The organism is Luteococcus sp. Sow4_B9 (assembly GCF_052116585.1).
GTDB lineage: Bacteria > Actinomycetota > Actinomycetes > Propionibacteriales > Propionibacteriaceae > Luteococcus.
The window spans coordinates 37,598-49,412 of record NZ_JBQKKT010000002.1 but is presented as its reverse complement, the minus strand read 5'-3'; the positions used below and the strand labels follow the sequence as shown (position 1 = coordinate 49,412).

The window sequence follows — 11,815 nt, the reverse complement described above, 5'->3', positions numbered from 1 at the left end:
GCCGCCCGAGTGCCCGGCGGGTAAACTCCGCATGAGCAATGACCAGGGGCTGACGCCCCTGTCCCGTACTCCCGGAGGAACCCGCGTGACCGACGAGCAGAACCCGATGCCCCGCGTCGACGGTGACCAGGACGAGTCGATCGTCAATTCCCACACGCCGGGGGCACCGGAAAGCGGGTTCGACCCTACCCCAGAGGATGCCGTCGTCGAGGCCGACCACAGCGCCTGGATGCGGCCGGCTGTCGGTGAGAATGTGCGAACCTCCGAGGTGGTCGGTGCGCTGGCCCCTGAGACTCCTGACACGGAGGTCCTGGACGAGGAACCCATCGACGTCTTCGACGAGGCCGCGCCACTGCTGCCCGATGAGGCCGACGAGGCGGAGGCCGACGCATCTGACCCGATGCTCGCCGCCGCCGGTCTGGGCGCCAGAGCCGCCCAGAATCGTGACGAGGAGTCCGGAGCGGATCTGCAGCCCACGCCACAGCGCGCCGAGGCACCGGCCGCCGGCGGCTGGAAGAAGTGGTTGCCGTGGATCGCGGCGGCCCTCGTGCTCGCCGTGGTCGCCTTCGCCCTGGTTCTGCAGCAGACCCGCAAGCCCGTCGTGGTGATCACCCCCACCCCCACTCCCAGCGTGAGCAAGCCGCCGGCCGTGGTCGACGGCGACCTGATGACTCCCAGGGACGCCGAGCTGATCGCCAAGGGGCAGGGCTGGACGGCCGTCGAGACCCTGCAGAAGTTGACCCCCACCTCGCACCGGCTCTACTGCCAGAACTCCACCACGGGCCAGCCGAATGCCACCCAGACCAAACAGCGCACGCTGAGCACCAAGTCCTCGCTGCCCCTGGTCGCCCGCCACCAGATCGACAACTTCGCCACGACGGCCGATGCCGGACAGGCCTACAAGCTGCGGGCCACCAACATGGCCAAGTGTGATGACGTCCCCACCTACTTGCTCAGTGCGTCCTCCGTGACGGGCGTTGGCGACGAGGCCATGCTGATGACCGTGGTCTTCGAGGACACCATCCCCGAGTACCACACTCTCCTGCTGGCTCGTACCGGCACCACGGTGCACGGATATGACGTCACACAGTCCAAGAAGGCCATGGGGCCCACCCCGGTGGTGCAGGCTGCCGCCTCGACGATCAACCGCCAGTGTGCTCGCTCGACGGGCGCCTGCGCCAAGCAGCCGAAGGTTGCAGCCACCACCCTGCCCAGCAGCGGCACACCGGGCTGGCTGAACATCTCCGACCTGCCCCGCGTCTCCCCGGGAGCGGGCCTGTGGTCGGTCACCGACGTGAGCAATGTCACCACCAAGGGCAGTCAGTGCGAGAACATGTCGCTGGCCTCGGTGGCCGGGCCGACCAAGCGAGAGCAGCGCACCTACCTGATGACCCAGGACAATGCCGCCCCGCAGACCTTCGGCGTCGACGTGGTTGCGATGACCTTCAAGGATGCCAAGGCGGCCGACAGCTTCGCGGGAACCTTGCGAGGAAACCTCTCCAAGTGTTCCGACCGCCAGGAGACCGCCAAGCTGTCCGAGGCCGCCACCGCCCGCGGAAAGGCAGGTCAGACCCCCATCACGGCCACCACCCTGCTGGTCCAGCAGAGCATGGGGGGCGCAGAGACGGCCCGCTTCCGCACCGCCGTCGTGACCGTCGACAACAAGGTCTTGTACCTCGTCAACAACCCGAGCGCGTCCTATGACCTGGGCGGCGCGAAGATGGGCCAGATCGCGGTGCGTGCCGGAGAACGGGCCACTCAGGCCGAGTGAATTGGTGTACGCTTCCTGAGAAATGCTAAGGTTTAGGAGTTCCGAGAGATCGGGACCCTCATCCAGGAGCAGTTGGCCATGTGGCGCTGCGACATATGATGAGCCCACTGTCTGCACCAAGGAGAACCGTGTCCCGCACCCCCTTCCGGAGGGTTCGCGCCAAGCGCGTACTGGAGGTTTCGGAGACCCCCGATGAGCTCGACTTCGACAGTGTCCTCGACACCGCTGAAGAGGAGCCGAGCAACAGCGTCCTGAAGCGAAGCTTCGCCGCGCTGGCCGTCAGCACCCTTGGCCTCGTGACCATCGGTGGCGTCATCGCCGCCTCGTCCGCCGGTTCCGAGCGGGTCGACACCGCGTCGGTCTCCAAGGACAAGAACACCCATGACATCACCCGCGCCGTGGCAGCTCCTGACGCGCTGACCATCGAGCAGCAGGTCCAGTCCCAGGTGGCCCAGGCCCGCAAGGTGCAGGGACAGAACAGCGGCACGCTGGCCGCCTACGCCGGCCGCACCACCATCTCGCGCAATGCCGCACGTACCGAGCTGAGCAAGGCCGTTGCTGCCGAGGGCGCCGTTGCCCGCCAGGGCAACCTCGACGAGATCAACGACAATGTCGCAGCCGAGGCCACCGACGCCGGTGCCCAGAGCCGCGATGACCAGATCGAGGAAGACCTCGCGCGTGTGAAGGCCGAGGCCGGCCGCATCGCCGAGGAGAAGCGCAAGGCCGAGGAACTGCTCAAGAAGCAGGGCATGGAGGCCGCCAAGGCCAAGGCCGAGGCAGCCAAGAAGGCCAAGCAGCAGTCGGGGCAGCCTGCAGCCCAGGATGCCCCCAAGGAAGCTCCTGCCGCCACGCTCAGCGGTGCGGGCGGCACCACCCCGCTGCCCCCCGGTCAGTACACCGTCGGCGCCTCCTGGGGCCAGTACGGCTCGTGGTCCCGCTGGCACACCGGTCAGGACTTCCCGTCTCCCGTGGGCACCCCGGTGCGCGCCGTGGCCGACGGTGTCGCTGCCACCAACTGTGGCGGTTGCCAGGGCTGGGCCGGCGACAGCGCCTTGGTCCTGCACCACGCCGATGGCAGCTCGACGCTCTACGCCCACATGAGCCGTTACACCGTGCAGCCGGGTCAGGTCGTCAAGGCCGGCACCATCATCGGCTACAACGGCATGAAGGGCCGCACCTTCGGCCCGCACCTGCACTTCGAGTACTACCCCAAGGGCACCACACCGGGCGATGTCTACTCGACCAGCAATCCTGTGACTTTCCTGCTGACCCTGGGCGTCCACGTCTGACCCCAGCGCCAAAGAGAATCTCAGAAAAGAAGTCCCGCACACCAACCGGTGCGCGGGACTTCTGCTGTCCTGCGATCCCGCCCCACCAGGGGGAGGGCTAGAGCTTCTCCATGGGGGCGTGCTTCAGGCTGAGCCGCTTGAGGCCGGCGGAGCCAAAGTCCACGTCGGCCTTCATCTGGTCCCCGGCTCCGGAGGTGGCGACGACGGTCCCCATCCCGAAGGTGGAGTGCAGCACCCGCTCCCCCGGCTGAACCGAGGCCACATGCTTCACCGCGGGCTTGCCCGCCCCGAAAGTCGGGGCCGTGCTCGTCCCCAGTGTGCGGTTGCTGCCAGGACGTCCGGTGGCCTGGCGTGCCTGGCTGCTGCGCGTCGCCGACGTGCTGGCCCACCCAGTCAGCGCGGCGCCGGTGCGTCGCCAGTCCATCAGGTGCGCCGGGATCTCGTCGAAGAAGCGGCTGGGCGGGTTGTACTGGGGCGATCCCCAGGCTGTCCTGACCGCCGCCCGCGAGAGGTAGAGCTGCTTGCGGGCACGGGTGATGCCCACATAGGCCAGTCGCCGCTCCTCCTGCAGCTCGTCGCGGTCCATCAGCGCCCGCATGTGTGGGAAGACGCCGTCCTCGAAGCCGGTCAGGAAGACCGTGTCGAACTCCAGGCCCTTGGCCGTGTGGAGCGTCATCAGGGTCACCACACCGTCGCCGTCCTCGGAATCGGGGATCTGGTCGGAGTCCGCCACCAGCGCGATCCGCTCCAGGAAGGCGGGCAGACTGTCGTCCGGCTCGGGCATCCCGGACAGCAGGACTCCTGGCTGCTCTTCGTCACCGGCCCCCGAGCCGTCCTCCTGCAGGAGCTCGGCGTCAGCGGGCAGGTCCACCGAGTGGGCTGCGGCGACGAATTCACCCGCCACCGCCACCAGCTCGACGAGGTTCTCCAGACGCGTCTCGTCCTGGGGGTCCTTCGAGTTCTCCAGCTCCTCCAAATAGCCCGATTCCTTCAGGATCGATGTGAGGATCTCGTCGGCGGGCACGCCTTGGGCCACCATCTGGCGGTGGCGCGACATCATCTCGGCAAATCCCTGGATCTGCTTGAAACTGCGGGTGGCGATGCCGGGCGCCTCGCTGGCCCGTTCCAGCGCCTCGCTGAAGCTGATCCGTTCGCTGACAGCCAGGGCCTCAATCGAAGCCTCAGCCCGTTCGCCGATGCCTCGCTTGGGCACATTGAGAATGCGGCGGGTGCTCACGTCATCGGCCGGATTGGCGATGGAGCGCAGGTAGCTGATCGCGTCCCGGATCTCCTTGCGCTCATAGAAACGGACACCGCCGACCACCTTGTAGGGCAGTCCGACGCGGATGAAGACCTCCTCGAAGGCGCGTGACTGGGCATTGGTGCGGTAGAAGACCGCCACCTCGCCGTAGCGCGTCTTGCCCTCGTCCACCAGCTTGTCGATCTCGGTGGCGATGAACTGCGCCTCGTCGTGCTCGGTGTCCGCGACATAGCCGGTGATCAGGGCTCCCTCGCCCTGGTCGCTCCACAGCCGCTTCTCGGGGCGGTTGGGATTGTGGCCGATCACGGCATTCGCCGCGGTGAGGATGTTCTGGGTGGAGCGGTAGTTCTGCTCCAGCAGGATGGTGTCGGCGCCCGGGAAGTCGTCGGCGAAATCCAGGATGTTGCGAATCGTCGCACCCCGGAAGGCATAGATCGACTGGTCCGAGTCGCCCACCACCATCAGTTCGGGGGGCTCCACCACCGGCGTCCCGTCGGTCAACTCGACGTCCAGCTCGCCGCACAGCTGGCGAATCAGCTGGTACTGGGCGTGGTTGGTGTCCTGGTACTCGTCCACCAGCACCTGCCGGAAGCGACGACGGTAGCCCTCCCTGACCTCGGGGAAGGCCTGGAGCAAGTGCACCGTGGTCATGATCAGGTCATCGAAGTCGAGCGCATTGGCCGCCACCAGACGGCGCTGGTATTCGGCGTACGCCTCCGCAAGGGCCTTCTCGTTGCCCTCATCGGCCCGGGCCAGGGCGGTCTCGTGGTCAAGCAGCTCGTTCTTGCAGTTGCTCACCCAGTTCATGACGGCACGGACCGGATAGCGCTTGGCGTCCATCTCCAGGTCGCGCGTGACCAGGGTCATCAATCGCTTGGCGTCGGTGTCGTCGTAGATCGAGAAGTTGCGGTTCATGCCGAACTTGTCGATGTCCGCACGCAGGATCCGCACGCAGGACGAGTGGAAGGTGCTGACCCACATCAACTTGGCCCGGTTGCCCACCAGGTCGACCACGCGGCTGCGCATCTCCGCGGCTGCCTTGTTGGTGAAGGTGATGGCCAGGATGGAGCCCGGGTGGACGCCGCGTTCGGCCACCAGGTGTGCGATGCGACGCGTCAGCACCCGGGTCTTGCCGGATCCTGCGCCCGCCACCACCAGCACCGGTCCGCCCGCATGCAGCACGGCCTCGCGCTGTGGCGGGTTCAACCCCTCCAGCAACTTCTCGACATTGGTGCTGGTCGCCGGGGCGGCCGTCATCGGTGTCCGGGCCGGGCGGGTGTGCTGCGCGGGCTCGGGATCGAAGGCGCTGAACAGGTCGGGGGCTGCAAGGTCACGCGGTGCGGGGAGGTCAGTCATGGCAGGTACACCCTATGCGGTGGCGCTGACAGGTGCGGCCACCCGGGGATGGACCGGCGTCAGGGACGTCGAGGAAGCCCCACCACAGCGAGTCGCTATCGTGGGGGCATGCTTGGCCGATTCCCCCTGCGCAGCCTCGCGACGCGCGCCATGGCGGGGCTCTTTGCCGCCCAGGTCACCACCGCCCTGGGACTCACCGTCGCGGACTCCATCCAGCGCCGTCACCGCCTCCCCTACCGCTTCCCCGTCGCGGATCCCCTGCCAGTCCAGGCAGGGGCGGACCAGGTCACCATCTACACCTTCGGCGACGACCTCTACGAAGACATGTTGGCCGACATTGCCGCGGCCACGGAGACGGTCTACTTCGAGACCTACATCTGGAAGGGGGACACGACGGGGCACCGCTTCAAGCAGGCACTCGTGGACGCCGCCGAAAGAGGCGTGAAGGTCTGCGCCGTCTACGACGAGTTCGCCAACCTGGTGGTGCCCCGCAGCTTCTTCCGCTTCCCGGACTCGGTGCTGGTCCAGACCCATCCGATCATCGCCAGCCCCGTGCCCACCCCGCGGAACATCGGCAGGGACCACCGCAAACTCCTGGTCGTCGACTCCCGCGTCGCCTACCTCGGTGGGTACAACATTGGCGACACCTACGCCGACCGGTGGCGTGACACGCATGCCCGCCTGGTGGGGCCCGGGGTTGCGGAGATTGAGAATGCCTTCGTCGACTACTGGAATCTTCGTCACCTGGGCGTGCTGGGTTCCCGCCGGGTGCCGAACCACGAACTGGTCCAGAAGGTTCAGCGGTCCTGGGAAACGTCGGTACGCATCCACCGCAACACGCCCAAGATCTCTGTCTACCCGATCCGCAACATGTACCTGGAGGCCATCGACCGGGCGGTGGACCACATCTGGATGACGCAGGCCTATCTGATCCCCGACGACGACCTGACCGCCGCGCTGTTCGCCGCAGCCCGGCGCGGCGTCGACGTGCGCATCATCGTCCCCGCCCAGTCGAACCACGTCGTCGCCGACTGGCTCTCCCGAGGCTTCTACGACGACCTGCTCAAGTACGGAGTGCGTCTGTTCCTGTACCAGGGAGCGATGGTGCATGCGAAGACCTGCACCATCGACGGCGTCTGGTCGACGATCGGAACGGCCAACCTCGACCGTCTGAGCCTGGCCGGCAACTACGAGATCAACGCCGAATTCCTCGACAAGGCCGTTGCGGCGCGCATGGAGGAGATCTGGGCAGTGGACGAGGCGAATTGCCTGGAGCTCACCCGCCAGGAATGGGTGCGCCGCTCCCCCGTCGCCAAATTCACCGAATCCCTGCTGGCGCCGTGGCGGCCCCTGTTCTGACCGCTCCATGTCCTTCACCCCCTCGGGTGGAATACATTTCGCCCCGAGTGGAATGACGCGACAACCGCAGGTCTCCCGCCTATGGTTTTTGTCATGGGATTCTTCGCATTCATCATTCTTGGCCTCATTGCCGGCGCCATCGCCAAGGCGATCATGCCTGGTGACCAGGGCGGCGGCTGGTTCGTCACCATGATCCTGGGCATCGTCGGCGCAGTGCTCGGCGGCTGGCTGGGATCGCTGCTGCTCAACGTCTCGCTGGGCGGCTTCTTCGATCTCCGCAGCTGGCTCCTCGCCATTGTCGGCTCTCTCATCGTGCTCGGCATCTGGGGTGCGATCCAGGGCCGCAATCGCGTCTGACCCACATCAGGGTCCTGCACCAAACCTTCCCCAATCAGTCACGGGCCCCCAGCAGTCACTGGGCTGTCCGTGCACACCAATCCCAGAAGGGCCCCGGCACAACCCGGGGCCCTTCTGGGCGCCATCGGCCCTGCATCCCAGGGCCCCGGTCTCCCTGATCCTGCCGAGCGCCCCCGTCGAGGCGGCAGAAGTCAGGGAAACACCTGATGTTTTTTCCCCGTCGACGCAACAGGATGGATGGCATGGATCCACGTCGACTTCCCTCAGTCCCCCGCAGCAGGGACCATGCGGTGGTCGCCGGCGTGTGCCATTCGTTGGCTCGTCAGCTGCGCGTCGACCCCCTCCTGGTACGGCTGGCCACCATCCTGTTGGTCCTCAGCTCAGGTCTGGGCCTCGTTCTGTATACCGCCTGCTGGGCACTGATGCCGCAGGAAGGGCGCACCGAGAGCCTGGTGCAGCAGTGGTTTCCCCAGACCCGAGGCTGGCCCGCCGAACGGCTCTTCTCCAGCGCCCTGCCCATCGTCGTGCTCGCCGCACTGGTGCTCGCCGCAACCAGCTCCTGGAGCATGGGGCCAGCCCTGGTGCTGGGTGGCCTGATCTGGCTCGCCCACCGCAATCGTTCGCACCGCGACGAGGTCTTTGCGACATCACAACGCGTTCAGCCGACGCTGCCCACAACCGAAACTCCCGGGCCATCCGCTCCGAACCCCGAGACCGAGTTCTCCCGGGCCGTGACTGCCTGGCAGGAGCGCCTGTCGCAGGTTTCAGCCGCGCCACCCCAGGCACCCGATACACCCGCCCCGCAGCCGCAGGCCAGCCCCTACCCCACCGCTCCGGTGGTTCCCCCCAGCCCAACGACGTCGGGTGGGGCGGCTGATGCCGTTGCGACATCTCGGCCAGCGAGTGACCTGTCGTCGCGACGGCACGGGCGCCGACGCAGGACCGCCTCCTGGGGCCTGGGTCTGCTGGTCTCGGGGCTCGCAATCGGCGCCAGCGTGCTCGTCGTCAGCCAGACCAGCACCGCTACGTTGCGCCTGCCGGCCGGTGTGGGCCTCGCGGTCCTGTCGCTGGCGCTCTTCCTCACCTGGCTCTTCCGCTGGCCCCGCCCACGGCTGGCCATGGTCACCGCCCTGGGGCTGCTCTGCGTGGGCATCGCACCGCTGGTCGTCACTCCGGAGCGCACGGTGAAGTCCACGGTCCAGGAGCTGCGCTACTCGTCGCCGGCAAGCCTGCCGACGGCACCCGTCACGATCAATGCGGCGCCTGCTTTCATCGATCTGCGCGCCCTGGACCTGTCTGGTCAGCAGGCTCCGGCACAGCTGGCCATCAATGGACAGCTGGCCTTCGTGCACCTGGAACTGCCGCAGGACGCCACGGTCGCCATCAACTACCGACTGGAGGCTTCGACGATGACCGTCCAGCAGGGCGACGAGGCAGACCAGGCGCAGTTCTCCACCACGGGCAATGTCGACGGCCGGTGGCCCAAGCAGCCGGCCGCCGACCAGTCCGGGAAAGAACCCGACCTGGTGATCACCATCGACATGACCGCCTCCGCGGTAGAGGTGAGCCATGCGTGAGCACCGCGACGTCGGCAGCCTGCTGTCGGCCCTGCTGCTGGGCATGCTGGCCGTGCTGCTGATCCTCAGTGGAACCGGACACCACATCCCGCCGCACCGGGTACTTCTCGCCGCCCCCTTCGTCCTGATCGCGCTGGGCGCGCTGGGACTGCTGCTCTCCAGCAGGCGGCGCTGAACCCACCTCGCCGGTCACCGCGGCGGCCCGGTCAGACCAGCTTGCGGTCCGTGGCCCACTTGGTGAGCTGATGACGGTTGGACAGCTGCAGCTTGCGCAGAACGCTGGAGACATGCGTCTCGACCGTCTTGACGCTGATGAACAGCTCCCTGGCCACTTCCTTGTAGGCGTATCCCCGGGCGATCAGCTTGAGCACCTCCCGTTCGCGGGCGCTCAGCCGGTCCAGGTCCTCGTCAATGCTGGCGACGTCGATGCTGCCGCTGAAGGCGTCGAGAACGAAGCCCGCGAGCCTCGGCGAGAAGACCGCATCCCCACCGGCCACCCGATCGATGGCCTCCAGCAGTTCCTCACTGGAGATGGACTTGGTCACGTAGCCTCTGGCCCCTGCACGGATCACGCCGATCACGTCCTCGGCGGCATCGGAGACGCTCAGCGCCAGGAACTTCACCTGCGGTTGGGTGGCGTGCACCTGCTTGACCACCTCGGCACCGCCACCGCCGGGCAGGTGGACGTCCAGGAGCACCACGTCGGGCAGCGTCTCGAGGATCGCCGTGACCGACGTCGCGACATCCTCCCCCTCGCCCACGATCTCGACGCGATCGGAGGAGCCCAGTTCATGACGCACGCCAGCGCGGAACATCGCGTGGTCATCCACCAGGACGATCCGACGGGGACCCGCCGGCACCTGTGCGTTGCTGTCCTCGGCCGCCTGGGTGGGCACTGACTCGGTGGTCGACTCGCTGTCCATGATCTTCCTCTCAGATCTCCATGACGAGACGGATCTCGGTTCCCTCGCCGGGGGCGGACCGCACACGGGCGCTGCCGCCGTGCCGCTCCATCCGCTCGATGATCGAGCGCCTCACACCCATCCTGTCATCGTCGATGGCATCGAGGTCGAAGCCCGCGCCGCGGTCTCGGACGAAGACCTCCACCAGGTTGCCGTCCACCTCGCTGTAGACGTCGACCCGTTGGGTTCCAGAGTGCTTGGCGGCATTCATCATGGCCTCCCGGGCGGCGCGCACCACCGCGTCGGTCCGTGTGTTGCTCTGCGCATCCCCCACGCAGACCAGCTCGACGTCGACGCCGCGCTCTGCCTCGATCTCCTCTGCTGCTCGCGTCAGGGCTGCCTTGAGGGATGAGTCGGTCGGCTCTTCGCCGTACAGCCAGGTGCGCAACTCCCTCTCCTGACGGCGCGCCAACGAGGCCACCTGCTTGGGGTCATTGGACTGGCGCTGGATCAGGGCCAGGGTCTGCAGGACAGAGTCGTGCAGGTGGGCCGCCATGTCCGCGCGCGCCTGGTCCAGGAGTTGCCGCTCATGCGCAGCCTGTGAGGCGCGACGCCAGCGGGCGATCCACGGCGCGGCGGCGATGGCGATGCCCATCAGCATCAGCGCCGAGAAACCCAGAACCACCGGGAGTTGCCCCACACCGATCTGGCTGGCGGCCACCAGGGAGATCGACGTGCCCACCAGCCCCAGACCCACCACCATGCGCACCAGCTCCGCCCAGCCACGGCCCAGCACCAGGCGCATCAATGGGCCGCGCTGCAGATCCTCTGGTTCCGGACGAGGTGCGTCGGCCTGCCGCCAGACGATCGCAAGGCCCGCCCCGCCGAAGGCGAGGGGCCAGAACAGGGCGTTCGACGGGCCGATGCCCACCCGTTGGGCCAGCAGGACCACACCCAGACCGATCAGGGACAGGGCGGCGACGGCGGCATTGTCGCGACGGGCCCCCTCCACGGATTGCGAGGTGCGACGCATGTCTCGGCGCTTGGCCGATTCCAGACCGGGCGCTTGTGCCTCGGGCTTCTCGTCCTCACCCGGCATGAGCATCCACAGCAGGCCGTAGAGCAGGACACCCACCATCTGCATGCTGCCCAGCACCACGAATCCGCCGCGGACCAGCAGAACAGGCCAGTCCAGATGCCGCGCGATACCGGAGCAGACTCCTCCGAGCCAGGCATTCTCCTGGTCCCGGACGGCGCGGGGCAGATCATCATCCTGGGCAGGGATCGCGACACCGGCCGGAGGACCTGGGGGCATGGCTCCATCGGCCACCTGTTCAGCAGCGGCCTGCGTGGCGTCGTCCGGCGTGGTCATCGTGATCCAAGCGTCACACGCCGGGGGTCGAGGCGCCACCCTTCGGGGGAGGTGTCGGGACCCTTTCAGGGTTGTACCCGATGGTGCGGGAGCCGTTGTCGGCGCAGGATTGGAGACAAGAGGCAGCAAGGCACGAAGACCTCGCACGACACACCAGCCACACACCAGTCCCGGCCTCACCCGGCCGGGGCACCTACACCAGGAGAAGACCCGTCATGGCACTCATCCCGAATCTCGTCCGGCCCGCCGACGATCGCATGGTCGCCGGCGTCTGCTCCGGAATCGCCCGTTACCTCAAGGTCGACACCGGCCTCGTCCGGGCCGTCACCGCCCTCGCCGTGCTGTTCGGCGGCATGAGCCTGTGGGTCTACCCGTTGATGTGGGCACTGATGCCCGATGAGGGTTCCGACCGCGCCGCTGTCGACGGGCTGGTTGACCAGGCCAAGCAGTGGAAGGCCTCCAGCGATGCCAAGAAGGCCCAGACCCCCACGGCCGAGCGGCCGCAGGATGTCTTCAACCCCTATGAGGAGCCGCGCAACTGACCCGAACCCCTGGAGTTCGCCACACACAG

The 11,815-nt window shown here is 67.4% G+C and carries 10 protein-coding genes; 7 read left to right on the top strand and 3 right to left on the bottom strand.

The window, feature by feature from the left end; translation table 11 throughout:
- The first annotated feature begins 31 nt into the window (after positions 1–31).
- Entirely contained in the window at positions 32–1,771 is a 1,740-nt protein-coding gene (locus ACTQ49_RS01555; RefSeq protein ID WP_441826089.1) for a hypothetical protein, read from the top strand.
- Between the two features lie 128 nt (positions 1,772–1,899).
- On the top strand, positions 1,900–3,060 hold the full coding sequence (locus ACTQ49_RS01550; protein WP_441826088.1) for a M23 family metallopeptidase: 1,161 nt from the start codon (positions 1,900–1,902) through the stop codon (positions 3,058–3,060).
- Positions 3,061–3,157: 97 nt separating this feature from the next.
- Here ACTQ49_RS01550 and ACTQ49_RS01545 read toward each other — a convergent pair whose 3' ends face one another.
- Positions 3,158–5,677 (bottom strand): UvrD-helicase domain-containing protein, encoded by a 2,520-nt coding sequence (locus ACTQ49_RS01545; protein ID WP_441826087.1) that lies wholly within the window; start codon positions 5,675–5,677, stop codon positions 3,158–3,160.
- A 108-nt stretch (positions 5,678–5,785) separates the two neighbouring features.
- Here ACTQ49_RS01545 and ACTQ49_RS01540 point away from each other — a divergent pair, with 108 nt between their 5' ends.
- From ACTQ49_RS01540 to ACTQ49_RS01525, 4 genes are all read left to right on the top strand, one after another.
- On the top strand, positions 5,786–7,036 hold the full coding sequence (locus ACTQ49_RS01540) for a phospholipase D-like domain-containing protein (protein ID WP_441826086.1): 1,251 nt from the start codon (positions 5,786–5,788) through the stop codon (positions 7,034–7,036).
- Between the two features lie 93 nt (positions 7,037–7,129).
- Positions 7,130–7,393, top strand: a complete 264-nt coding sequence (locus ACTQ49_RS01535) for a GlsB/YeaQ/YmgE family stress response membrane protein (protein ID WP_441826085.1) — start codon at positions 7,130–7,132, stop codon at positions 7,391–7,393.
- 242 nt (positions 7,394–7,635) lie between these two features.
- Positions 7,636–8,970, top strand: coding sequence for a PspC domain-containing protein (locus ACTQ49_RS01530; protein ID WP_441826084.1), 1,335 nt, complete (start codon positions 7,636–7,638; stop codon positions 8,968–8,970).
- A complete protein-coding gene (locus ACTQ49_RS01525; RefSeq protein WP_441826083.1) occupies positions 8,963–9,145 on the top strand; it encodes a hypothetical protein in 183 nt (60 codons plus the stop codon). The genes ACTQ49_RS01530 and ACTQ49_RS01525 overlap by 8 nt, the downstream gene beginning before the upstream one ends.
- Before the next feature lie 31 nt (positions 9,146–9,176).
- Here the strand turns inward: ACTQ49_RS01525 and ACTQ49_RS01520 are convergent, their stop codons facing one another.
- Positions 9,177–9,893, bottom strand: coding sequence for a response regulator (locus ACTQ49_RS01520; protein ID WP_441826082.1), 717 nt, complete (start codon positions 9,891–9,893; stop codon positions 9,177–9,179).
- A 10-nt stretch (positions 9,894–9,903) separates the two neighbouring features.
- On the bottom strand, positions 9,904–11,244 hold the full coding sequence (locus ACTQ49_RS01515) for a PspC domain-containing protein (protein WP_441826081.1): 1,341 nt from the start codon (positions 11,242–11,244) through the stop codon (positions 9,904–9,906).
- Positions 11,245–11,459: 215 nt separating this feature from the next.
- Between ACTQ49_RS01515 and ACTQ49_RS01510 the strand changes: the two genes are divergently transcribed.
- The gene (locus ACTQ49_RS01510) at positions 11,460–11,786 is read left to right on the top strand and encodes a PspC domain-containing protein (protein WP_441826080.1); all 327 of its coding nucleotides are present in this window, start codon (positions 11,460–11,462) and stop codon (positions 11,784–11,786) included.
- The last annotated feature ends 29 nt before the right edge of the window (positions 11,787–11,815 follow it).

What these genes read in the sequence shown, in the direction of transcription:
- ACTQ49_RS01510 (WP_441826080.1), top strand. Translation starts at nt 11,460, where the DNA reads ATGGCACTCATCCCGAATCTCGTCCGGCCCGCCGACGATCGCATGGTC.
- ACTQ49_RS01530 (WP_441826084.1), top strand. Translation starts at nt 7,636, where the DNA reads ATGGATCCACGTCGACTTCCCTCAGTCCCCCGCAGCAGGGACCATGCG.
- ACTQ49_RS01515 (WP_441826081.1), bottom strand. Translation starts at nt 11,244, where the DNA reads ATGACCACGCCGGACGACGCCACGCAGGCCGCTGCTGAACAGGTGGCC.
- ACTQ49_RS01545 (WP_441826087.1), bottom strand. Translation starts at nt 5,677, where the DNA reads ATGACTGACCTCCCCGCACCGCGTGACCTTGCAGCCCCCGACCTGTTC.
- ACTQ49_RS01540 (WP_441826086.1), top strand. Translation starts at nt 5,786, where the DNA reads ATGCTTGGCCGATTCCCCCTGCGCAGCCTCGCGACGCGCGCCATGGCG.
- ACTQ49_RS01535 (WP_441826085.1), top strand. Translation starts at nt 7,130, where the DNA reads ATGGGATTCTTCGCATTCATCATTCTTGGCCTCATTGCCGGCGCCATC.
- ACTQ49_RS01520 (WP_441826082.1), bottom strand. Translation starts at nt 9,893, where the DNA reads ATGGACAGCGAGTCGACCACCGAGTCAGTGCCCACCCAGGCGGCCGAG.
- ACTQ49_RS01555 (WP_441826089.1), top strand. Translation starts at nt 32, where the DNA reads ATGAGCAATGACCAGGGGCTGACGCCCCTGTCCCGTACTCCCGGAGGA.
- ACTQ49_RS01525 (WP_441826083.1), top strand. Translation starts at nt 8,963, where the DNA reads ATGCGTGAGCACCGCGACGTCGGCAGCCTGCTGTCGGCCCTGCTGCTG.